This window comes from Polynucleobacter sp. JS-JIR-II-50, from assembly GCF_018687895.1.
GTDB lineage: Bacteria > Pseudomonadota > Gammaproteobacteria > Burkholderiales > Burkholderiaceae > Polynucleobacter.
Map to the genome: position 1 here is coordinate 464185 of NZ_CP061307.1, position 21421 is coordinate 485605.

21 protein-coding genes are annotated in these 21421 nt (G+C 45.9%); 12 read left to right on the forward strand and 9 right to left on the reverse strand.

From position 1 onward, the window contains the following. Nucleotides 1-15 precede the first annotated feature (15 nt). From FD963_RS02520 to FD963_RS02540, 5 genes are read right to left on the reverse strand one after another with little or no spacing between them, the layout of a single operon-like run. Nucleotides 16-441 (reverse strand): DUF1841 family protein, encoded by a 426-nt coding sequence (locus tag FD963_RS02520; RefSeq protein WP_215363795.1) that lies wholly within the window; start codon nucleotides 439-441, stop codon nucleotides 16-18. Then, nucleotides 434-1090 carry an endonuclease III gene (nth, locus tag FD963_RS02525; protein WP_215363793.1) on the reverse strand — a complete coding sequence of 219 codons (657 nt, stop codon included), beginning with the start codon at nucleotides 1088-1090 and terminating at the stop codon, nucleotides 434-436. Before nth ends, FD963_RS02520 begins: the two co-directional genes overlap by 8 nt. Continuing rightward, nucleotides 1090-1776, reverse strand: a complete 687-nt coding sequence (gene rsxB, locus FD963_RS02530) for an electron transport complex subunit RsxB (protein ID WP_215362801.1) — start codon at nucleotides 1774-1776, stop codon at nucleotides 1090-1092. The genes nth and rsxB overlap by 1 nt, the downstream gene beginning before the upstream one ends. A 54-nt stretch (nucleotides 1777-1830) precedes the next feature. Then, entirely contained in the window at nucleotides 1831-3111 is a 1281-nt protein-coding gene (locus FD963_RS02535; RefSeq protein ID WP_215362802.1) for a polyhydroxyalkanoate depolymerase, read from the reverse strand. Between the two features lie 31 nt (nucleotides 3112-3142). Then, nucleotides 3143-4342 (reverse strand): amino acid aminotransferase, encoded by a 1200-nt coding sequence (locus FD963_RS02540; RefSeq protein WP_072583086.1) that lies wholly within the window; start codon nucleotides 4340-4342, stop codon nucleotides 3143-3145. Nucleotides 4343-4511: 169 nt separating this feature from the next. Between FD963_RS02540 and uvrB the strand changes: the two genes are divergently transcribed. From uvrB to fdx, 8 genes are all read left to right on the forward strand, one after another. After that, nucleotides 4512-6665: an excinuclease ABC subunit UvrB gene (gene uvrB, locus FD963_RS02545; RefSeq protein WP_251367270.1), complete on the forward strand. Its 2154-nt coding sequence runs from the start codon at nucleotides 4512-4514 to the stop codon at nucleotides 6663-6665. A gap of 151 nt (nucleotides 6666-6816) precedes the next feature. After that, nucleotides 6817-7386, forward strand: a complete 570-nt coding sequence (locus FD963_RS02550) for a Fe-S cluster assembly transcription factor (protein ID WP_215362803.1) — start codon at nucleotides 6817-6819, stop codon at nucleotides 7384-7386. Nucleotides 7387-7414: 28 nt separating this feature from the next. After that, nucleotides 7415-8674: an IscS subfamily cysteine desulfurase gene (locus tag FD963_RS02555; RefSeq protein WP_371818482.1), complete on the forward strand. Its 1260-nt coding sequence runs from the start codon at nucleotides 7415-7417 to the stop codon at nucleotides 8672-8674. Nucleotides 8675-8712: 38 nt separating this feature from the next. Further along, nucleotides 8713-9099, forward strand: a complete 387-nt coding sequence (gene iscU / locus FD963_RS02560) for a Fe-S cluster assembly scaffold IscU (RefSeq protein WP_068322308.1) — start codon at nucleotides 8713-8715, stop codon at nucleotides 9097-9099. A gap of 12 nt (nucleotides 9100-9111) precedes the next feature. Continuing rightward, nucleotides 9112-9435 (forward strand): iron-sulfur cluster assembly protein IscA, encoded by a 324-nt coding sequence (iscA, locus tag FD963_RS02565; protein WP_215359479.1) that lies wholly within the window; start codon nucleotides 9112-9114, stop codon nucleotides 9433-9435. Then, the gene (hscB, locus tag FD963_RS02570; protein ID WP_251367271.1) at nucleotides 9413-9940 is read left to right on the forward strand and encodes a Fe-S protein assembly co-chaperone HscB; all 528 of its coding nucleotides are present in this window, start codon (nucleotides 9413-9415) and stop codon (nucleotides 9938-9940) included. Before iscA ends, hscB begins: the two co-directional genes overlap by 23 nt. Before the next feature lie 28 nt (nucleotides 9941-9968). Continuing rightward, nucleotides 9969-11834, forward strand: a complete 1866-nt coding sequence (gene hscA / locus FD963_RS02575) for a Fe-S protein assembly chaperone HscA (RefSeq protein ID WP_215362805.1) — start codon at nucleotides 9969-9971, stop codon at nucleotides 11832-11834. A gap of 39 nt (nucleotides 11835-11873) precedes the next feature. After that, nucleotides 11874-12212 carry an ISC system 2Fe-2S type ferredoxin gene (fdx, locus tag FD963_RS02580; protein WP_215348652.1) on the forward strand — a complete coding sequence of 113 codons (339 nt, stop codon included), beginning with the start codon at nucleotides 11874-11876 and terminating at the stop codon, nucleotides 12210-12212. A gap of 161 nt (nucleotides 12213-12373) precedes the next feature. Here the strand turns inward: fdx and FD963_RS02585 are convergent, their stop codons facing one another. From FD963_RS02585 to FD963_RS02595, 3 genes are read right to left on the reverse strand one after another with little or no spacing between them, the layout of a single operon-like run. Further along, a complete protein-coding gene (locus tag FD963_RS02585) occupies nucleotides 12374-13366 on the reverse strand; it encodes a tripartite tricarboxylate transporter substrate binding protein (protein WP_215362806.1) in 993 nt (330 codons plus the stop codon). A gap of 23 nt (nucleotides 13367-13389) precedes the next feature. Beyond that, the gene (locus FD963_RS02590) at nucleotides 13390-15138 is read right to left on the reverse strand and encodes a hypothetical protein (protein ID WP_215362807.1); all 1749 of its coding nucleotides are present in this window, start codon (nucleotides 15136-15138) and stop codon (nucleotides 13390-13392) included. A 23-nt stretch (nucleotides 15139-15161) separates the two neighbouring features. Further along, entirely contained in the window at nucleotides 15162-16139 is a 978-nt protein-coding gene (locus tag FD963_RS02595) for an AAA family ATPase (RefSeq protein ID WP_251367272.1), read from the reverse strand. A gap of 142 nt (nucleotides 16140-16281) precedes the next feature. Here FD963_RS02595 and xsc point away from each other — a divergent pair, with 142 nt between their 5' ends. From xsc to FD963_RS02615, 4 genes are all read left to right on the forward strand, one after another. Then, the gene (gene xsc, locus FD963_RS02600; protein WP_215362808.1) at nucleotides 16282-18090 is read left to right on the forward strand and encodes a sulfoacetaldehyde acetyltransferase; all 1809 of its coding nucleotides are present in this window, start codon (nucleotides 16282-16284) and stop codon (nucleotides 18088-18090) included. A 93-nt stretch (nucleotides 18091-18183) separates the two neighbouring features. After that, on the forward strand, nucleotides 18184-19167 hold the full coding sequence (locus tag FD963_RS02605; protein ID WP_215362809.1) for a tripartite tricarboxylate transporter substrate binding protein: 984 nt from the start codon (nucleotides 18184-18186) through the stop codon (nucleotides 19165-19167). A gap of 33 nt (nucleotides 19168-19200) precedes the next feature. Beyond that, a complete protein-coding gene (locus tag FD963_RS02610; protein WP_215362810.1) occupies nucleotides 19201-20433 on the forward strand; it encodes an aconitase X catalytic domain-containing protein in 1233 nt (410 codons plus the stop codon). Beyond that, entirely contained in the window at nucleotides 20430-20837 is a 408-nt protein-coding gene (locus tag FD963_RS02615) for an aconitase X swivel domain-containing protein (protein ID WP_251367273.1), read from the forward strand. Before FD963_RS02610 ends, FD963_RS02615 begins: the two co-directional genes overlap by 4 nt. A gap of 7 nt (nucleotides 20838-20844) precedes the next feature. Here the strand turns inward: FD963_RS02615 and FD963_RS02620 are convergent, their stop codons facing one another. Next, entirely contained in the window at nucleotides 20845-21420 is a 576-nt protein-coding gene (locus tag FD963_RS02620) for a nitroreductase (protein ID WP_251367274.1), read from the reverse strand. Nucleotide 21421: the final 1 nt, after the last annotated feature.

The window sequence follows — 21421 nt, forward strand, 5'->3', positions numbered from 1 at the left end:
CTGGTTTTGTAATAATTAGGCCAACTTTTTCAAAGCCTCCAGATACCTCTCTGGATTAAGTGGCTGCCCTTCACGCTGCGCTTCCCACATCACTTGCCCTAGGCATTCCATCATCACGTGTTGTGCTTCATGCATTGAGCCTAACTTCAGAGAGAGCTTATCTGCGATCTCTTTAATGCCGGGCGGCTGATTGATTGAGATCTGCTCGCTAATGGAGAGATGCATTGATAGATGCAGGAATGGATTCGTTTCTCCCCGCTCTGGTGTGTAGTCCTGAGCTAGAGCGCCCTCTGGATCTTTGAGTAAGTCGTGGTATTCGGGATGCTCAACCATCCAATCACTGGCCAACGTCTCCATTGGATCGAGAATATGATTCTCGGTCTTCTTTTTCCAGGCGTCACAGAAAAAGCGCCGCACTTCTTCACGGGTTGGATTAAATATCGCCACGAACTTTTCCTTTGCTAGTTTTTTGTTTAAAGCCGCATAGTGGCTCTACTATGCATTGCGCACAATCTGGGTTGCGCGCCTTGCAGGTATATCGACCATGCAGAATAAGCCAGTGATGGGCATCTAGCAGATATTCTTTTGGCACGCGCTTGAGTAATTGCTCTTCCACTTTCACTACATCTTTGCCGGGTGCTAGGCCAGTCCGATTGGAGACTCTAAAGATGTGAGTATCAACAGCCATGGCGATTTGTCCAAAGGCAGTATTCAGAATGACGTTGGCTGTTTTTCTGCCTACGCCGGGTAGAGCTTCTAATTCTTCGCGAGTCTGCGGCACTTCTCCGCCATGCTTCTCAAGCAGAAGCCGACATGTTTCCTGTATATGCTTGCCTTTGGAATTAAATAAGCCAATATGCTGAATATAGGGTCTCACACCTTCCTCACCAAGGTCTAATAGGGCTTGCGGGGTATTGGCAACTTTATAGAGTTTGCGTGTTCCCTTATTAACTGAGACATCGGTTGCTTGTGCTGATAGCAATACTGCAATTAATAACTCAAATGGGGAGCTATATTCCAGCTCAGTTTCTGGCTTGGGATTATTGGCTTTGAGCTGCTCAAAAAAAGCACGACGCTTTTCTAGATTCATCATTTCTTTTGCTGGGCTCGTGCAATGGCTGCTGCAATGATGGCGCGTTTGCGCTCTTGTTCTTGAAGTTCATCTGCAGAAGATGGGCTTTCAGCATTGACCGCAGCTAATTTAGTTGCAGCCTTTTTGGCTAAGCGATCATCATTATCTTTTTGCTCTCTATCGAGTCGTTTTTCACGATCGTGATAACGTTGGCGGGAGATGTCTGCCAAGTCTTGAGACCAGGCATCCCAGCCAGTTTTATTTTCAGTGACATCAATCATGCTGATGCAATCTACTGGGCATGGCGGAATACATAGGTCACAACCAGTGCACCACTTAGTCAGAACCACATGCATTTGTTTAGAGGCGCCAACAATTGCATCGACAGGACATGCCTGAATGCAGAGTGTGCAGCCAATACATTTCTGTGGATCAATAAACGCTACTGGCCTGGGGCGTTCTACGCCACACTCTGGATCGATAGTGGGATGAAGCTCAAAGGCATCTTGGGGGTAGATGGGTATCAAAGCCTTACTTAGGCGCTCAATACCCTCAACCCCACCAGGTGGGCAGCGATTTGGTAGCGCATCACCAGAGGCCATTGCCTCTGCGTATCCACGGCAATCTGGATAGCCGCATTTAGTGCATTGGGTTTGCGGAAGAATATCCTCAAGTTGATCAATGAGGTTATTTGCTAGGCTCATGGAAATTGCTTTTCGCATTCTTCTTAAAATTAAAGGCCCCGAAGAGCCCTTAATTTATGCAGACTTGGTAGTCCGTGTAGCAGTTTTCTTCGTATTCTGGTGCTCACGAATGAACGTCTTAATCTTTGGATAAACTTTCTCACGCCAACGACGACCAGCGAAAATGCCGTAGTGACCAGCACCCGCAACTTCGTAGTGGTCTTTATTACCTTTTGGAATGCCAGAGCATAGACCATGTGCTGAGCGTGTTTGACCGCTTCCAGAGATGTCGTCAAGCTCACCTTCAATGGTGAGTAGAGCAGTCTTTTTAATATCTTGCGGCTTCACGAGTTCGCCGGCAACTTCCCAGGTGCCGTTTGGCAGTGAGTAGTCTTGGAAAACAGTCTTGATGGTGTCTAAATAGAACTTAGAGTCCAAATCCAATACCGCGTTGTACTCGTCGTAAAAGCGAATATGTGATTCAGCATCTTGTTCGTCGCCACGAACTAAGTTTTGGAAGTAATCCCAATGAGATTGCAAGTGGTTCTGTGGGTTCATGGCGATAAAGCCAGTGTGTTGTAAGAAGCCTGGGTAAACTTTACGGCCAGCGCCTGGATAGTTAGGCGGAACGCTATAAATTACATGGCTCTCGAACCACTCGAATGATTTTTGATCTGCAAGGTTATTTACTGCAGTCGGTGACTTGCGTGCATCAATTGGGCCGCCCATCATGATCATAGAGGCTGGCGTTGCTTCGCCGGCAGAGGCCATTAATGAGATTGCGCCCAAAGTTGGAACGGTAGGTTGGCAAACAGAGATCACATGTAAATCTTTAGCGCCAATAGTGCGAATGAATTCTTGTACGTAATGAACATAGTCATCAAGACCAAATTCACCATCTTCTACCGGTACTAAACGAGCATCGATCCAATCGGTGATGTAAACCTTATGGTCTTGCAAGAGGGTACGTACTGTGTCACGTAGTAAGGTGGAGTGGTGTCCAGATAATGGAGCCACCACTAATACTGTTGGATCTTCTTTGAGTTTCTTGATGACCTCAACATCATCGGAAAAGCGCTTAAAGCGGACTAAGTTACAAAATGGCTTTGCAACTGCAGTTCTTTCATGAATGGCAACTTCTTTGCCATGCGCCGTGACTGAGCGAATACCAAACTCTGGCTTCTTGTAGTTCTTACCTAAGCGATAGAGGAGTTCATAACTAGCAGCCAATCGATCCGATCCCGGAACCTTGGAGGCGGGATTTGAGGCATTGATAAAAGCTTCTGAAGCAGCGCGTGCCCAAGAACTAACTGGTTGAAGTAAGGCTTTTTGAAACTCATGTAACTGATATAGCATGGTACCTCCGGTAATTCAGTGTATCCGCTTATTACGCCAATACGCGGGCAATTGCTTTAGCCACTTTATCAATGTTTTTGGTATTGAGGGCTGCAACACAAATGCGTCCAGTCGAGAGAGCATAAATGCCATCCTCTTTCTGTAAGCGATCAACTTGCTCAGCCGTTAAGCCTGAGTAAGAAAACATGCCACGCTGCTTCTCGATAAAAGCAAAATCTTGCTTTACTCCAGCGGCAGCGAGTTTTTCAACCAAGCCATGACGCATTGCTTTAATACGGTCACGCATTTCTGCCAGCTCATCTTCCCAGAGCTTACGTAATTCTGGTGAATTCAAAACGGCAGCAGCAATAGCAGCGCCGTGAGTCGGAGGATTGGAATAGTTTGTGCGAATGACGCGCTTCAATTGTGAAAGTACGCGAGTAGATTCATCTTTGCTTTGGGTCACGATGGATAATGCACCAACACGCTCACCATAGAGGGAGAATGATTTAGAGAAAGAGCTTGATACAAAGAAAGACATGCCCGAGTCAGCAAAGAGACGAACTGCAATACCGTCTTTCTCAATCCCATCAGCAAAGCCTTGGTAGGCCATATCCAAGAAGGGGATGAGGCCTTTGTTCTTGCAGATGTCAATCACTTGGCGCCATTGCGCTTCAGTAATATCTGCACCGGTTGGGTTGTGGCAACAAGCGTGCAACAACACGGTAGTGTTCTTTGGGAAAGACTCTAAAGACTTCACCATGCCGTCAAAATCTACGCCACGAGTTTTGCCGTCGAAATAGGTGTACTCAACGACATCAAAGCCAGCAGATTCAAAAATGCCGCGATGGTTTTCCCAGGTTGGGTTACTAATCGCGCATGGTGCATTGAGGTTCAAGCGCTTGATGAAATCTGCGCCAACGCGCAATGCACCGGTACCACCGAGACACTCAGCAGTTACAACGCGACCATCTTTAATGAGCGCAGAGTCAGCACCAAACAATAAATTTTGCACTGCACTGTTGTAGGGGTTTGGACCTTCAATTGGAATGTAGCTACGTGGTGAGTGCTTTGCAACAATCGCTTCCTCAGCTTTAATCACGGCCTTAAGAAGTGGCACTTTGCCTTCGTCTGTGTAATACACGCCAACACCTAAATTCACTTTGTCAGCGCGCTGGTCTGCAACGTAGGCTTCTGTGAGGCCAAAAATAGGATCTTTAGGGGCTAGCTGGACTGAGGCAAACAGGGTCATTTGAGGTCGAAAGTGGTAGTTAGGGGGTAATTAAGGGTGGTTTTGTTTGTCGCTGCCGTTAAATTCAGTTTAATTGTCGGTTTTTGAAGTCAGAATCAACTATTTCCTAAGAAAAACGGCAAAATCATTGTTTGTACAAAATTCGCTGTGAAGAACTCTCACAGGTGAAATGATAGCCGAGATGCCCCCTAAGTTGCCCAAAACTGGTCCAAAAGCCGAAGTAAAAGAATTGCAAAAAACCCCTGCGGCAGATCCCTTGGGTGAGGCGGGCCACGACCTGGATCCGGCCAAGTTTGTATCCTTCCCGGACTCCCCTTATCAGCTCTATCAGCCATTTCCTCCTGCTGGGGACCAACCCCAGGCCATTGATGCCCTGGTTGAGGGTATTCAGGATGGATTGACCTTCCAGACGCTTTTAGGGGTTACTGGCTCTGGAAAGACCTTCACGATGGCTAATGTCATTGCTAGAACAGGCCGTCCTGCCATCATTTTTGCCCCGAATAAGACCCTAGCTGCCCAGCTTTATAGTGAATTTAGAGAGTTTTTTCCGAGAAACGCTGTTGAGTACTTCGTCAGCTACTACGATTACTACCAGCCAGAGGCTTATGTACCTCAGCGCGACCTTTTTATCGAAAAAGATTCCTCTATTAACGAGCACATCGAACAGATGCGTTTGTCGGCAACCAAGAGTTTGTTAGAGCGTCGAGACGTCATTATTGTTGCGACCGTATCTGCAATTTACGGCATTGGTAATCCTGGCGACTATCACAGTATGGTGATGACATTACGTCCCGGTGACAAGATGAGTCAGCGTGATATTTTGATGCGCCTCATTGCGATGCAATACGATCGCAACGAAACGGATTTCAAGCGCGGTGTATTTCGAGTGCGTGGTGACACCATTGATATTTTCCCGGCCGAACATAATGAGTTAGCAGTTCGGGTGGAGTTGTTTGATGATGTCGTGGAGAGTTTGCAATTCTTCGATCCTCTCACTGGCAAGATTCGTCAAAAGATTCCACGCTTTACTGTGTACCCAAGCTCACATTACGTCACACCTCGTGATACTGTTTTGAAAGCAATCGAAACCATCAAAACAGAATTGCGTACTCGCTTAGATGAGTTTGTGAAGGATGGAAAACTGGTTGAGGCGCAACGCCTCGAGCAACGAACGCGATTTGATTTAGAGATGCTGAATGAGTTGGGCTTCTGCAAGGGTATTGAGAACTACTCGCGCCACCTTTCCGGCGCCGCTCCAGGGGATGCCCCACCAACACTAGTAGACTATTTGCCTAACGACGCCTTGATGTTCCTAGATGAGAGTCATGTTCTGATTGGTCAGTTGAATGCGATGTATAACGGGGATAAATCTCGTAAACACACTTTGGTGGAATTTGGCTTCCGTTTGCCTTCAGCAATGGATAACCGCCCACTGAAATTTACTGAGTTTGAAACCAAAATGCGTCAAACCATTTTCGTTTCTGCAACACCGGCTGATTATGAGAAAACACATCAAGGACAAGTTGTCGAGCAAGTAGCTAGACCAACCGGTTTAGTTGATCCAGAAATTGAAGTGTTGCCAGCAAGCACCCAGGTCGATGATTTGTTAGATCAAATTCATGCACGCGTCAAAGTGCATGAGCGAGTTCTGGTGACTGTGTTGACTAAACGGATGGCGGAGCAATTAACAGACTATCTTTCCGATAACGGTGTGAAGGTACGTTATGTTCACTCTGATATCGATACGGTTGAGCGTGTAGAAATATTGCGTGACTTACGTTTGGGTGTCTTCGACGTGTTGGTCGGCATTAATTTATTACGCGAGGGCTTGGATATTCCTGAAGTTTCTCTAGTAGCCATTTTGGATGCCGATAAAGAAGGCTTTTTACGTTCAGAACGCAGTTTGATTCAAACCATTGGCCGTGCCGCTCGTAACGTTCGGGGCAAAGCCATTTTGTATGCTGATCGCATTACCGACTCTATGAAGTGCGCAATGGGCGAGACTGAAAGACGGCGAACCAAGCAAATTGCCTTCAATAAGCTTCATGGAATTGAGCCTAAAGGGGTCAAAAAGCGCATTAAGGACATTATTGATGGTGTCTATGACGTTAAAGAGAAGCGTCAGGAGATGCAGGTTGAGCAGGAGCGGGCCCACTATGAAGATATGGGCGAGAAGGACTTGGCGGCTGAAATTAAGCGCCTAGAGAAGCAAATGAACGCTGAGGCCAAAAACTTGGAGTTTGAAAAGGCTGCCAATACTAGGGATAGGCTCACTAAGGTTAAAGAAATGGCTTTTGGGGCTAGGTCTAGGGACTCTGTCTAACAATTGATTGGCTAATTCCTGGCTTGTATTGAGGTTTTTTGGGATAATTCCCGAGCAATTTGATGGGGAATATGGTAAAGTTGAGTGGAATGGTCGGGTATTACCCGCCCGACTGTTAGCTGTCCATAACAATCCATTACCAAGGTGACATATGAGACTTACAACCAAAGGTCGTTTTGCAGTAACCGCAATGATTGATTTAGCCCTGCGTGAAACGCATGGCCCCGTAACTTTGGCCGGAATTAGCCAAAGACAAAAAATATCCCTTTCTTATCTCGAGCAATTGTTCGGCAAATTACGCCGTTTCAATATCGTGGAGAGTACTCGTGGTCCTGGTGGTGGTTACACCTTGGCACGTCCGTCCTCTGAGGTGAGTGTGGCTGACATTATTGTTGCCGTCGATGAACCTCTCGATGCAACTCAATGTGGCGGTAAGGGCAACTGTCATACCGATGAAGAAAATCATGGCCGTTGTATGACGCATGATCTCTGGAGTAATCTCAATTCAAAAATGGTTGAGTACCTGAGTTCGGTGAGCTTAAAAGATTTGGTTCATCAGCAAGAAGGGCGCGGCATTGTGATTCAAGATATGCGTCAAAAGAAAATTAAAGTTGAAAGTACTAAAGCGGATAAGCCTGCTACAGCACTTGCAGCTAAAAAAGAAGTAGCGCCTAAAGCGCCATTAGTGAATTCTGTATTCAATTTGGCGCGCCAAAGTTAATAACGTATTACCTACCGATAAATAAACCATGAACGCACCACAAGACCTTCCAAAGCAACCGGTTCCAATGTTTAGTCCTAAGCACTTCCCGGTGTATATGGACTATTCAGCTACAACGCCGATTGATCCGCGCGTGGTTGACAAAATGTTGCCTTATTTGCGCGAGCAGTTTGGAAACGCCGCCTCTCGTAGTCATGCTTATGGTTGGGCTGCAGAAGAAGCGGTTGAGTGGGCGCGTTCAGAGGTTGCTCAATTAGTACATGCTGATCCAAGAGAGATTGTGTTTACTAGCGGTGCTACTGAAAGTATTAACCTGGCATTAAAAGGCGCAGCACATTTTTACAAAGATCGCGGTAATCACATCATCACCGTTAAGACCGAGCACAAGGCAACTTTAGATACTTGTCGTGAGCTTGAGCGCGAAGGTTTTGAAGTGACTTATTTAGATGTTTTGCCTAATGGCCTGATTGATTTTGCACAGCTTGAAGTTGCAATGAAGCCGGGTACGATTTTGGCTTCGGTGATGTATGTCAATAATGAAATCGGTGTTGTGCAAGATATTCCTGCCATTGGTGAGTTGTGCCGTTCGCGTGGTGTGATTTTTCATGTGGATGCAGCGCAAGCAACTGGCAAAGTGGATATTGATTTAGAGAAGATCAAAGTGGACTTGATGAGCTTTTCTGCACACAAGACTTATGGTCCTAAAGGTATTGGCGCTTTGTTTGTGCGTCGTAAGCCACGTATTCGTATTGAGGCACAGATTCATGGCGGTGGCCATGAGCGCGGTATGCGTTCTGGAACTCTTGCAGTTCACCAGATCGTAGGTATGGGTGAGGCTTTCCGCATTGCTCGTGTTGAGATGATCGAAGAGAATAAGCGTATTCGCGGACTACGTGACCGCCTACTCAATGGCTTGAAAGATATTGAAGAAGTCTACGTCAACGGCGATATGGATGATCGTGTTCCGCATAACCTCAACATTAGCTTTAATTATGTTGAAGGCGAGTCTATGTTGATGGCGTTGAAAGACTTGGCGATTTCTTCTGGTTCAGCATGTACCTCAGCATCGTTAGAGCCTTCTTATGTATTGCGTGCCTTGGGTCGCAACGATGAGTTGGCGCATAGCTCCATTCGCTTTACCTTGGGTCGCTTTACGACTGAGGAAGAAGTGGACTTCACCATCAAGTTGGTAAAAGAGAAGATTGCCAAGTTGCGTGAGTTATCTCCGCTCTGGGAAATGTACAAAGACGGAATCGACATCAGCACGATTCAGTGGGCTGCACACTAAAAGATATTTAAAGATAAAGAAATTAAAGAGGAAATACCATGGCATATAGCGAAAAGGTCATCGACCACTACGAAAATCCCCGTAACGTTGGCTCATTTGAGAAGGGCGACGACAGTGTAGGTACTGGTATGGTTGGAGCCCCAGCCTGCGGTGACGTGATGAAGTTGCAAATTCGCGTGAATGATCAAGGCGTAATCGAAGATGCAAAGTTCAAGACTTATGGTTGCGGTTCAGCTATTGCTTCATCTTCCCTGGTAACCGAATGGGTTAAGGGTAAGACTTTGGATCAAGCGCTGGAGATTAAGAATTCACTCATCGCTGAAGAGTTGGCTTTGCCCCCTGTAAAGATTCACTGCTCTATCTTGGCGGAAGATGCTATTAAGGCAGCAGTAGCGGATTACAAAGAAAAACATCCAGCGAAATAAGCAGATAAAACTATGGCAATTACCTTAACCGACAAAGCAGCTGCACACGTAAACCGCAATCTTGAGAAGCGCGGCAAAGGTTGTGGCTTGCGCTTGGGTGTTCGCACAACAGGTTGCTCTGGCTTGGCATATCAGCTTGAGTATGTAGATGAGCCTGCCGCTGAAGATCAGGTATTTGAGTCCAATGGCATTAAGGTATTCATAGATCCAAAAAGCTTGGCTTACTTGGACGGTACAGAGTTAGACTTTGTGCGTGAGGGTTTGAACGAGGGATTTAAGTTTCAAAATCCAAACGTAAAAGATGAGTGTGGTTGTGGCGAATCCTTCCGCGTCTGACGATTACTTCCGCTTCTTTGGATTAAATCAGCAATTCAAAATCGATTTGCCTGCTCTAGATCAGGCATACCTCGCGATTCAGAAGGAGGTGCATCCCGATCGCCATGCGCGTGGTAGCGATGCTGAACAGCGCCTTGCCATGCAGATGGCTACCTTTGCTAACACTGCTGTGCAAACACTGAAGAATCCTATTCAACGCGGCCTCTATATTTGCCAGCTTCATGGCGTTGATGCCAAGTTAGAAACCAATACCGCCATGCCTGCTGCTTTTCTGATGAAGCAGATGGAGTGGCGAGAGAGTTTAGATGAGCAAGCGGAAGATTTGACGGCGCTTGAAGCCTTGATGGCTGAAGTAGAGCAATCAAAACAAGAGACGCTTGCAGAAATCGTCCAAGCCATTGATGGCGCCAAAAACTATGTACGTGCCGCAGAGCTACTTCGCGGCTTGCTCTTCATCAATAAGTTTGCGGTTGAGCTTGATGACAGCATTGCAGCCTTAATTTAGTCCTCACTCAAGCTAAACTCTATCTCCTATGGCCTTATTACAAATCTCTGAACCCGGTAAATCGCTGGCGCCCCATCAGCGCCGTATTGCCGTGGGTATTGATTTGGGAACCACTAATTCTTTAGTAGCCATTGTGCGTGATGCCTTGCCTAAGGTTCTGCCTGATGCACAAGGGCGCGAGCTACTTCCTTCCGTTATTCGTTATTTACCTAATGGCAGAACTCAAGCCGGCTTTGAAGCGCTTGAGAGCGCAGTGATTGACCCAAAAAACACTATTGTTTCAGTAAAGCGTTTCATGGGTCGGGGCTTGCTGGATGTTGAGAATATTGAAAGCGCCCCATACGACTTTGTTGATCAACCCGGTATGCTTAAACTCAGAACAGTTGCTGGGGATAAGAGTCCAATTGAAGTCTCCGCAGAAATCTTGGCGCGCTTGCGCCAACTAGCGGAAGACTCTGTATCTGATGAGATTGTTGGCGCTGTGATCACAGTGCCCGCTTATTTTGATGATGCGCAACGTCAAGCAACCAAAGATGCCGCTAAGTTAGCTGGCATTGAGATACTACGCTTATTGAATGAGCCGACTGCTGCTGCGATTGCCTACGGATTGGATAATGCCTCTGAAGGTATTTATGCCGTTTACGATTTAGGTGGTGGCACCTTTGATATTTCCATACTACGCATGAGTCGCGGTGTGTTTGAGGTGCTTGCTACTGGCGGTGATTCTGCTTTAGGTGGTGATGATTTTGATCATCGCTTGTATTGCTGGGTCATTGAGCAAGCCAAGCTTCCTCCTTTATCTATTCACGATCATCGTACGCTCCTGCAAGCCTGTAAGCATGCCAAAGAACTGCTGAGTCACAATCCTCTAGCTCGTGTGCACGAGACTCTAGCGGATGGTACGGTGGTTAATGTTGGCGTTAGTCAGGCGCAGCTCTTTGAGATAACCCAAAATCTAGTGACTAAGACCTTGATGGCTTGCAAAAAAGCATTGCGTGATGCCGGTCTTAAAGCTGAAGATGTTAAGGGTGTAGTAATGGTGGGCGGTTCAACCCGTATGCCAAATGTACAGCGCGCTGTTGGTGAGCTCTTTGGAACCCAGCCATTGAATAATCTGAATCCTGATCAAGTAGTCGCACTGGGTGCGGCGATGCAGGCTGACTTATTAGCCGGTAATCAAAGTAAAGATGATGAGTGGCTACTTTTAGATGTTATCCCGCTATCGCTTGGTATTGAAACCATGGGCGGCTTAGTGGAAAAAATCATTCCACGTAATACACCTATACCAGTAGCTAGAGCGCAAGACTTCACAACCTTTAAAGATGGACAGACTGCATTGGCCATTCAGGTAGTGCAGGGTGAGCGCGAACTTGCTCAAGACTGTCGCTCATTAGGTAAGTTTGAATTACGCGGCATACCAGCAATGGCTGCAGGCGCAGCCCGTATCCGTGTCACCTTCCAGGTGGATGCGGATGGCTTATTGTCTGTAAGCGCCGTAGAGCAAGGCTCTGGCGTAAAAGCATCAATTGATATCAAGCCCTCTTACGGCCTAACTGATGCAGAGATTACACGCATGCTGCAAGACGGTTTTGCATCTGCCAAAGAGGATTTGCTTTCGAGGTCATTGCGTGAAGAGCAAGTGAATGCGCAGCGTCTATTAGATGCAGTACAAACCGCGTTAGCGAGTGATCGCTCTTTACTGAATGCGGAAGAGCAGAAAGCAGTTGATCAAGAGATGGCAACTCTACAAAAAATCTTAAATGAAGAAACTGATAGCGCCATTGTTCGCAAGGCCGTTGATCATGCCGCTAAAGCTACCGATGACTTTGCACAAAAACGCATGAACGCTAGTATTCAAAAGGCTTTATCTGGCAAGAATGTTGCTGAAATTTAAGTAAACAAAATACAAACCGAATACCCATAGAAAAGAATCATGACTCAAATCGTTGTACTACCGCATAGTGAATACTGTCCTGAAGGTGCAGTTGTTGAGGTTGCCCCAGGCACTTCGATTTGCGAAGCCCTGTTAGAGAATGACATTCCCATTGAACATGCTTGCGATATGGTGTGCGCTTGCACTACCTGCCATGTAATCGTTAAAGAGGGGTTTCAAAGCTTGAACCCGCCCGATGAAAATGAAGAGGATATGCTTGATCGTGCGTGGGGTCTAAACCCCCAGTCCCGTTTATCTTGCCAAGCTATCGTTGCCAAACAGGATTTAGTGATTGAAATTCCTAAATATTCAATCAATCATGCCAAAGAAAACCATTAATGCACCAAAATAATGCATTAATGCCTAGAATCATGCATACCTAATACTGAAAAATTTCTGGTGGGACCAATATGAAGTTGTAGTTCATTCTTTAGGTAGTACCTCCAAAAAAATCTTTTAAGCCATCCTTCGGGGTGGCTTTTTCTTTGACGGATTTTAAATTATTGCGTAGGAATATTTCTTGCCTTGATTACCTTTTCCCAGTTTGCAGATTCGACCTGTATTTTGGTATCTACATCCTTGCTCTTCATCATCATTGGTGTCAAGCCGTTGGTATCCATATTGGCAAGTAGAGACGGCGCCTTAAATGATTTCTCAGTTGCAACATAAATTTTGTCAATGATGGATTGTGGTGTGCCTGCTGGGACTGCTAAGGCATACCAACCAGTATTTTCAAATCCAGGGATACCCGCTTCAGAAACAGTGGGAACATTAGGGAGCTGCTTCAACCTTTTGCTGCTGGTAACGGCAAGCGCTTTAACTTGGCCTGCTTTTGCAAATCCTCCAGTTGCTGGAAAATTACCAGCCATAAAATCAATTTGCCCAGCGATTAAATCATTTAATGCAGGGTTCTCGCCTTTATAGGGTACATGCGTCGCATGAATTCCTGCAGAGTACAGAAAATTCTCGTTGGCCATATGTATCTGGCTGCCGATACCAGCCGATCCAAAGTTCAACTCTTTTGTTTTGGCTAGAGCGATTAGTTCGGAAAGTGTATTAACTGGTAGTTTTGGGCTTACTGCAATCACCATTGGAACGGTTGCTATGGCGGTGATGTAAGTTAAGTCCTTTATATAGTTAATAGAGGACTTTTTGTAGATGAAAGGGTTGACGGTCATCATACTGCCAGAGGCTAGAAGGATGGTATAGCCATCTGCCGGGGATTTAGCAACCATTTCTGCGCCAATATTGCCGCCAGCACCCCCACGGTTTTCAACAATCACGTTTTGACCAAGATTCTTAGCTAGCTCTTGGGAAAGTATTCTTCCTAAAATATCTGCGCTTCCACCAGCAGCAAACGGAACAATCATTTTGATGGGCTTATCGGGCCACGTCTGAGCGGCAAGATTGGTAGAGCCAAATATGCCTAGAGTAGCGCAAAGCGCAAGAATAATTTTATTTTTTTTGGTGAAGACTCTATTTAAAAGTTGCATGATATTTTTCTCCAACTACTGTGTTATGAATATTTTTTATTGATAAAAGATGATGCCTTAAATTCACTTGCCCAATTTTTTAAAGTACTTGCCACATTATCGGGATCCTCATCCCAGCTAAGGCGGTGTTGAAAGGCAGACCGAAGTTCAGATCCAATGCCGCAACCCCATAATTGAATATGGGGTTGCTGTTCGCACCAAGAAATAGCCTGCAGAAGATGTTCTTTTAAAAATTCTTCACCGTTCGCCTCAATCGTTGCGCGATCCATTGGGCAACCATCAGAGAAGAGAACAAGTGTTTTGGTGGAATGCCTACTGCTACTAGAGTGTTGCAAGCGCTCTACAGCCCAAATGAGTGCCTCACCATCAACGCTTTCGCAATAGATTTCTGGACGCAATAACGCAGCTATGCCAGCGCGAGATCTTCTCCAGCTAGTATCAAAGTCTTTAAAAATCCAATGCGCTCGTTCATTAAGACGTCCGGGATTAGGGGGTTGGCCATTTTTGCGCCACTCTTTAAAAGGTTTTCCGCCTTGCCAGGTGTTGGTGCTATATCCAAGCACCTCCGTTTTAATGCCGGCTTGCTCAAGTATTCTCACTAAAGAATCTATGCAAGTAGCAATTTTGATCCGCTGCTCCTTCATGGAGCCAGAGCAATCCACCAAAAGGGTAACTCTCGCGTTTACTTGGCTACTGGGGATTAGCTTTTTGTATAGCGCAGGCTGAAGTGGGGAGGTTAATGCACGAGTAAGGTAGCGTCGATCAAGAACTGCCTCAGCTTCAGTGTTTTGCCACTGAATTGGTGAATGGCTTGAAAATAATTGCTGGTACATGCGAATGAGCTTTGCCCAAGGAATATTTTGTTTGGCTATTTCAGTATTCAACTGATCTTGATATACGGCCAACTGAGCCAATCTAATTTTTTTCTTGGCCTCAACCTCAGTGTCATAACTTGAGTTGTAAATGACATATTTATTAAGTGATGTCTTGAGCTGGTATCGCTTCTCACTCCAAGATATTGCCGGGCTCTTAAAATCCACTGCAATTTTTCCAGCATGTGGTGGTACCCACTCAATTTTTAGTTGTGTAGCGCCTTGGCTTTTACGTTTAGTGCGAATGCTGGGGTTATTGCGGTACTCCTTGGCAATCAACCCGGATACCAGATTGATTACTTCATGCGAGGTTTTCCCATACCCCTCTTGGTCCTTGCGGCTAGCCTTTAGTTTTACTAAAAGAGGTCCCATACTTGCAGCCAATCCAGCTCTAGTGGCTTCTACGATATCTTGCATTAACTGCGGAATGGACTGGCTATTGAGTTTCATCCAAACCGTTGAAAAGATGGTGATGAGTAAAAGACCAATACTTCCCTCCACTCCGCCACTCGCAATGAATTGTTGCATCCAAGCAATAAATTGCATCCGAACATTTTGCTGGCTGCCTTTGAGCTCATCAGGACAATTGCTCTCCACTCGAATTTGCTCTAAGACTTCAAATATCAGCGATTCAATCATGCCTTCAGGTGTTAGCGACGCATGTAGGTCTGCATCTGAATGTCGTAGGCGCAATGCGATGCCATCTAGCACGCCACGCGGATAGGACCACGATGCATTTAGGTTCTCAAGACTGAGATGTGGAGCAATGGAATCGACGGGCGCTGAGTTATGAAATAGTTGCCAATCCCGAATTTGCGCGCTAGCCTCACCAGACAATGAGCGAATCATTGCACCGTATTGTTGCTGCTGCTCGAAGTCTTGGTGGGTTTGGGTTTGCAAGGTGACTGTAATAGCGCCTAAATTTACTTCTTGTTCACATCAAGTTCGCTAGCGAAGCAGCGTTGATAGTATTCAGCCACCAATACCTTTTCTTCAGATTCGCATTTATTTAAAAATGCCAGAGCAAATGCAATCTGCAAGTCCTTAAAAATGCGCCAATTTTCTCCCCAGGTAATGAGTGTTCTTGTTGACATTAATGTCGAAATGTCTCCGGCTGCAAAGCTGCTTCTAGTCAGGTTCGCAAGGCTAATCATCGCTTTTGCTTGGGCATCAGAAAGCTCTGGTACTTTTGCCATCAAAATCTTTTGCTCTTCGCTGGGCTCAAGATAGTTAAGCGCAGCGACGATATCCCAACGATCCATTTGGCCGTGGTTTAGTAATTGTGTTCCTTGATATAACCCATTCCAATTTCCTAGTCCAGCCGTGTTGCTGGTAGCAAAGATGCGAAAGGCGGGATTGGGATTAATGACCCTATTTTGATCGAGTAGAGTAAGACGACCTTCGCGCTCCAACATTCTCTGAATGACAAACATGACATCTGGTTGACCGGCATCGTATTCATCTAGGATGAGTGCAACAGGGCGTTGCAGACTCCAAGGTATGAGGCCTTCTTGAAAGCGGGTAATTTGCTTTCCGTCTTCTAGGCCAATGACATCTTTGCCAATCAGATCCATGCGAGTAATTTGGCCATCTAAGTTGATGCGTAAGCACGGCCAATTTAAACGTGCTGCAACTTGTTCTATATGAGTGGATTTACCAGTACCGTGCATGCCCTGAAGCATTACTCTGCGATTAAAGGCGAATCCAGCCAGAATGGCTAAAGTAGCCTCTGAATTAAGTTGATAACTAGGGTCGACAGCGGGAACAAGCTCGCTGGGCTTATTAAAGGCGGGAATTTCAAAATCTGCAAAGCCCCCGCACTCTGGGAAGGCGGAGTGCAAAGAAACCCTCGTTTCAGGCTGTAAACCCATTAAATCGATTGAAGATGTGCTTTCAGCCATTTCCTTGCCCTTAAAAGTCTTAATGTGTTGTCAAATATATTCCAGATTGGGGTTTATATGCTTGACTTTCTTAAAAATACGCTATTATTATTCATATTGTAGAACAAAATGTTCCGTTTAATTGAATACCTAGGAGAGCTTTATGTCTAAGTCTGGCACTAATTTACCCACTGGCCCGCAGAAAATGACCCCTTCCGAAGCGTTTGTGGAGACCATGGTCGCTAACAAGGTGAAAGATATTTTTGGAATCATGGGCTCTGCCTTTATGGATGCGATGGACATTTTTGCTCCAGCAGGCATTCGCTTGATTCCAGTGGTGCATGAACAAGGTGCTGCACACATGGCCGATGGTTATGCTCGCGTTAGTGGAAGTCACGGTGTTGTGATTGGACAAAATGGCCCTGGCATTAGTAACTGCGTTACTGCAATTGCGGCGGCATATTGGGCACATAGCCCTGTGGTGATCATTACTCCTGAGACAGGAACAATGGGTATGGGTTTAGGCGGCTTCCAAGAGGCCAACCAATTGCCAATGTTTGAAGAGTTCACAAAGTATCAAGGTCACGTTAACAATCCAAAGCGTATGGCTGAATTTACTGGCCGCTGTTTTGATCGCGCATTGTCTGAAATGGGTCCAACCCAACTCAATATTCCACGTGATTATTTCTATGGTGAGATTGAAGTAGAAATTCCACAACCAAATCGTCTTGATCGTGGGCCTGGCGGTGAGAAGAGCTTGGATGAGGCTGCTGAACTCTTGGCTAATGCTAAGTTCCCCGTGATTATTTCTGGTGGTGGTGTCGTGATGGGTGATGCTGTAGAGGAGTGCAAAGCCTTTGCAGAGCGCTTGGGTGCCCCAGTAGTTAATAGCTACCTACATAACGATTCATTCCCTGCAAGCCATCCTTTATGGTGTGGCCCCCTAGGTTATCAAGGCTCCAAGGCTGCAATGAAGTTGATGGCTCAGGCTGACGTAGTTGTTGCGCTGGGTTCACGTCTTGGGCCATTCGGAACATTGCCACAGCATGGTATGGATTACTGGCCAAAAAATGCCAAGATTATTCAGATCGATGCAGATAACAAGATGCTCGGCTTAGTGAAGAAGATTTCAGTAGGCATTTGTGGTGATGCTAAGGCAGCTGCAGTAGCATTAACTAAGCGTTTAGAAGGTAAGAAATTAGCTTGTGATGCCACTAAAGCAGAACGCGCTAAAACGATTGCTGCAGAAAAAGCCGCATGGGAAAAAGAGTTGGATGAGTGGACTCATGAAAAAGATGCATTTAGTCTTGACATGATTGAAGAACAGAAAAAAGAAGTGACTCCAACAGGCGGTCATTACTTGCACCCGCGTCAGGTTTTGCGTGAGCTTGAAAAGGCTATGCCTGCTGATGTAATGGTGTCTACCGATATTGGCAATATCAACTCCGTTGCTAATAGCTATCTCCGCTTTGAAAAGCCACGTAGCTTCTTTGCCCCAATGAGTTTTGGTAATTGTGGCTATGCACTACCAACCATTATTGGAGCTAAAGCAGCCGCTCCTGATCGTCCGGCGGTTGCTTACGCTGGCGATGGCGCTTGGGCAATGAGCATGGTCGAGATTCTGACGGCTGTTCGTCACGATATTCCAGTTACAGCGGTTGTGTTCCACAACCGTCAGTGGGGTGCCGAGAAAAAGAACCAAGTGGACTTCTATAACCGTCGCTTTGTGGCTGGTGAGTTAGAGAGCCCAAGCTTTGCCGGTATTGCGCAATCCATGGGCGCCGAGGGAATTGTGGTTGATCAGCTTGATCAGGTTGGACCAGCCCTCAAGAAAGCAATTGATATGCAGATGAAGGAAGGTAAGACCTGTGTAATCGAGATCATGTGTACTCGTGAGCTTGGTGATCCATTCCGCCGTGATGCTTTATCTAAGCCAGTGCGCTTCTTGGATAAATATAAAGATTACGTATAAGCTGTCATGAGTATAGGGAAAAGGTCCGGTTCAACTGGACTTTTTCTTTTGCACTAGACTAATTCCATCCGCATTTTGCTGAGGTCTGTTTATATGAATAGCCTAGTAATAAAAGGTTTTAAATATTTCTTAACTTGCTTTGGCTTGATTTTGCTTTCAAGCAATGTGATAGCGGATGTCTATCCGAGCAAACCTATCAGGCTAATTGTTCCCTTTCCACCGGGAGGACCAACTGATATTGTTGCTAGGCCGTTAGCAGTCCTCCTCGGTGATCGCCTTAAAGAACAAATCATTATTGAGAATAAGGGCGGTGCTGGCGGATCGATTGGCGCCGATCTCGTTGCCAAGTCAGCACCAGATGGCTATACCTTATTTATGGGTACTGTAGGAACGAATGCAATCAATGGCAGTTTGTATAAACAGCTGCCATATGACATGACTAGAGATTTCACACCAATTGCTTTGGTTGCCACCGCTCCTGTTGTCATTGTGGTTAATTCAAGTGATCGTATTAAAACGCTTGCCGAGTTAATTGCTGAGGCCCGTTCAAAGCCCGATACGATTGCATATGGAACAGCTGGAAATGGTACCCCAGGACATTTGACTGCGGCCTTATTTGAATCCACCACTCAGATCAAACTCAAACATATTCCCTACAAGGGGAGTGCACCCGCAGTAACAGATCTCATTGGCAATCAAATTCCATTAGTCTTTGATCCAATTCAATCCGTATTGCCGCACATCACTTCAGGAAAACTGCGTGCTTTAGCTGTAACTAGTAAGACGCGTTCACCTCTATTGCCTAACGTACCAACGGTTGCAGAATTGGGATACCCCCAGTTTGAGTCAACTGCTTGGTGGGCTTTATTTGGTCCAGCGAAATTGCCAGATTCAATCACCAAAAAATTAAGAGTCGATACAGAGAGGGTGGCTCAATCAGCTGCGTTCAAAGAGCGCTTGGGTAACTTGGGTGTCCAACCAAATACAGACTTCAAAGAGAGTTTGGCTAATTTCCAGACTAGTGAGATTGCGAAATGGGCCAGGGTGGTTAGGGATTCTGGTGCCACTATTGATTGATGGTAGATGAATGAGAATTGGGAAGAGAACAAGATGAAGTTAAATCAAGAAGAAAAGGCTATGCTTGCTGGTGAATTAGGTCCAGTAAGACAAACAGCTATCGCACATCAAATTAAAGTAGGCGAGTTCTTTGGTGCTAAAGATTTAGTACCTGTATCCCAGGCGCACATCATGGCTGATACCGAGAGCTTGGGTGAAGCTGGTGTTGAATGGCTCGAAGGTCTAGCTAAGAATTCGATTGAGGACCGATCGGTTCGCATTCCGACGATTACTGATCCAAGGGGCACTGACTTCAGCAAAGCAAAGCAATTAGGTCAAACTGAAAAAATGCTTGAGCTTGAAAAACGCGCTATTGATGCCTTTGTAAAAATGGGCGTGTCTATGACGGATACTTGCATTAATTACCAAACTATTATGGCGCCCGTATTTGGAGAGCATTTAGCATTTGGTGACACCGGAGTGGTTATTTATTCCAATAGCGTCTGTGGTGCTAGATCAAATTTTGAGGGAGGCCCTTCTGCATTGGCGGCAGGTTTGACTGGCAGAACCCCTCGCTACGGTTATCACCTCGATGAACACCGTAAGCCTACGCATCGCTTTAAAACTTCATGGACACCTCAAACGCTCAATGAGTGGGGCGCTTTAGGGGGTCTGATTGGTAAGAAATCAGGGAACTATTGGTCGGTTCCTATTTTGGATGGCATCGAAGGTCATCCAGGCTCTGATGCTATGAAACACTTCGGCGCAGCAATGGCGAGTTTTGGATCTACTGCGCTATTTCACGTATTGGGTGTTACGCCTGAAGCTCTTCGCGCTCGAGATTTGGAGTACTTACATCTTCCAGAGGTTCCCATTACCAAGGAAGAGGTAATGGGATTGCAGAATTCTTATCGTATTGCTGAAGAAATTGACGTCGTGGTATTTTCTGCGCCGCAGCTAAGTCTCATGGAGATGAAGAGTATTGCAGAGCTATGTAAAGGCAAGAAATTCATTAAGCCTTTGCTGGCTATGACTAGCCCGCAAGTAAAACCAGACTCAGATCGCATGGGGTATACGGAAATGATTGAAAGTGCAGGCGGTACAGTATTTTCTGGCATGTGCTTCTATCAATCTTATGCAAGAGAAATAGCAGAGACGAATGGGTGGAAGGTATTAGCAACCAATAGTGCAAAAATTGTGAATATTTTGGGTGGCTATGGTTATACGCCGATGCTGGCCTCCATGGAAGACTGTGTGCAAGCTGCTGTAACGGGGAGACTAAAGTGAGTGGAAAAATTTATAAGGCTAAACATGCCCAAGGCGAGAGTATCGAAGGCGAATGTCTGAGTGCATCCGATGGATTTTCAGCCCGCTATGATTTGGATCGCATAAAAGGGGTTTTCTCACGCCCGGCACATAAGCTTTTTGGCCAATCATATAAAGATAAGATTTTAGTTCTAGATGCCGCTAAAGGCGGGGTGGCAAGTGCATGGATGCTCTATGAGATGAAGTCGAGAAACCTTTGCCCTGCTGCCATTATTTTTAATGCAGCCAATCCAATCCTAGCCCAAGGCGCTGCTCATGCGGGCATTCCGATGTTGAGCGGCTTTGATTGTGATATTACTCAGGCAATTGTAAGTGGTGCTAAATTACGAATCGACACTGAAAACCAAACAGTGGAAGTGCTGTAGTAATTAATTAAAAAATAGAGTGATACTCAGATAAGCACGGCCGAATACGACTGGGCTTATTTTTTTGGACGGTACCAATCGTAATGAAGCAAATCGGTTCCTCATCCTTTGTGAGTTGGAATAACTCCCGGATACGATCACTTTGCAAAGCTCTGCCGCTCGATAGTCCAGATCCATATCCGAAGGCATAAGCGCTCAGCAGAATGTTCTGAATGGCGCACCCAAGGGAAACCAGCTTTTCTTGTTTGCTAATATCGTCATTTGCATCTCGGTAGTTGGCAATGGCTAGTAGCAGTAGTGGGCCACGGGATGCTTTCTCGCGCGCTTCTTGTTGTTGTATCGAGGTAGCGTTCTGATCGCGATCTAACAGGCACTGATGGAATACTTCTCCTAGGGCGGGGCGACTGCTTTCCTGGATCTCAATGAAGCGCCATGGAACCATTCTGCCGTGATCAGGAGCGGCATTAGCTGCCAAGAGAATGGTTTCTTTCTGTGCGTGGCTTGGGCCTGGATCCCCTAATCTTTTGGGCGATATATGGGTTCTGCCATGAATCAGTTGTTCGGCAAATTGATCCATAGGCATT

What these genes read in the sequence shown, in the direction of transcription:
- FD963_RS02550 (WP_215362803.1), top strand. Translation starts at nt 6,817, where the DNA reads ATGAGACTTACAACCAAAGGTCGTTTTGCAGTAACCGCAATGATTGAT.
- xsc (WP_215362808.1), top strand. Translation starts at nt 16,282, where the DNA reads ATGTCTAAGTCTGGCACTAATTTACCCACTGGCCCGCAGAAAATGACC.
- fdx (WP_215348652.1), top strand. Translation starts at nt 11,874, where the DNA reads ATGACTCAAATCGTTGTACTACCGCATAGTGAATACTGTCCTGAAGGT.
- nth (WP_215363793.1), bottom strand. Translation starts at nt 1,090, where the DNA reads ATGAATCTAGAAAAGCGTCGTGCTTTTTTTGAGCAGCTCAAAGCCAAT.
- FD963_RS02585 (WP_215362806.1), bottom strand. Translation starts at nt 13,366, where the DNA reads ATGCAACTTTTAAATAGAGTCTTCACCAAAAAAAATAAAATTATTCTT.
- FD963_RS02610 (WP_215362810.1), top strand. Translation starts at nt 19,201, where the DNA reads ATGAAGTTAAATCAAGAAGAAAAGGCTATGCTTGCTGGTGAATTAGGT.
- FD963_RS02555 (WP_371818482.1), top strand. Translation starts at nt 7,415, where the DNA reads ATGAACGCACCACAAGACCTTCCAAAGCAACCGGTTCCAATGTTTAGT.
- uvrB (WP_251367270.1), top strand. Translation starts at nt 4,512, where the DNA reads ATGATAGCCGAGATGCCCCCTAAGTTGCCCAAAACTGGTCCAAAAGCC.
- rsxB (WP_215362801.1), bottom strand. Translation starts at nt 1,776, where the DNA reads ATGAGCCTAGCAAATAACCTCATTGATCAACTTGAGGATATTCTTCCG.
- iscA (WP_215359479.1), top strand. Translation starts at nt 9,112, where the DNA reads ATGGCAATTACCTTAACCGACAAAGCAGCTGCACACGTAAACCGCAAT.
- iscU (WP_068322308.1), top strand. Translation starts at nt 8,713, where the DNA reads ATGGCATATAGCGAAAAGGTCATCGACCACTACGAAAATCCCCGTAAC.
- FD963_RS02535 (WP_215362802.1), bottom strand. Translation starts at nt 3,111, where the DNA reads ATGCTATATCAGTTACATGAGTTTCAAAAAGCCTTACTTCAACCAGTT.
- FD963_RS02540 (WP_072583086.1), bottom strand. Translation starts at nt 4,342, where the DNA reads ATGACCCTGTTTGCCTCAGTCCAGCTAGCCCCTAAAGATCCTATTTTT.
- FD963_RS02605 (WP_215362809.1), top strand. Translation starts at nt 18,184, where the DNA reads ATGAATAGCCTAGTAATAAAAGGTTTTAAATATTTCTTAACTTGCTTT.
- FD963_RS02620 (WP_251367274.1), bottom strand. Translation starts at nt 21,420, where the DNA reads ATGCCTATGGATCAATTTGCCGAACAACTGATTCATGGCAGAACCCAT.
- hscA (WP_215362805.1), top strand. Translation starts at nt 9,969, where the DNA reads ATGGCCTTATTACAAATCTCTGAACCCGGTAAATCGCTGGCGCCCCAT.
- FD963_RS02595 (WP_251367272.1), bottom strand. Translation starts at nt 16,139, where the DNA reads ATGGCTGAAAGCACATCTTCAATCGATTTAATGGGTTTACAGCCTGAA.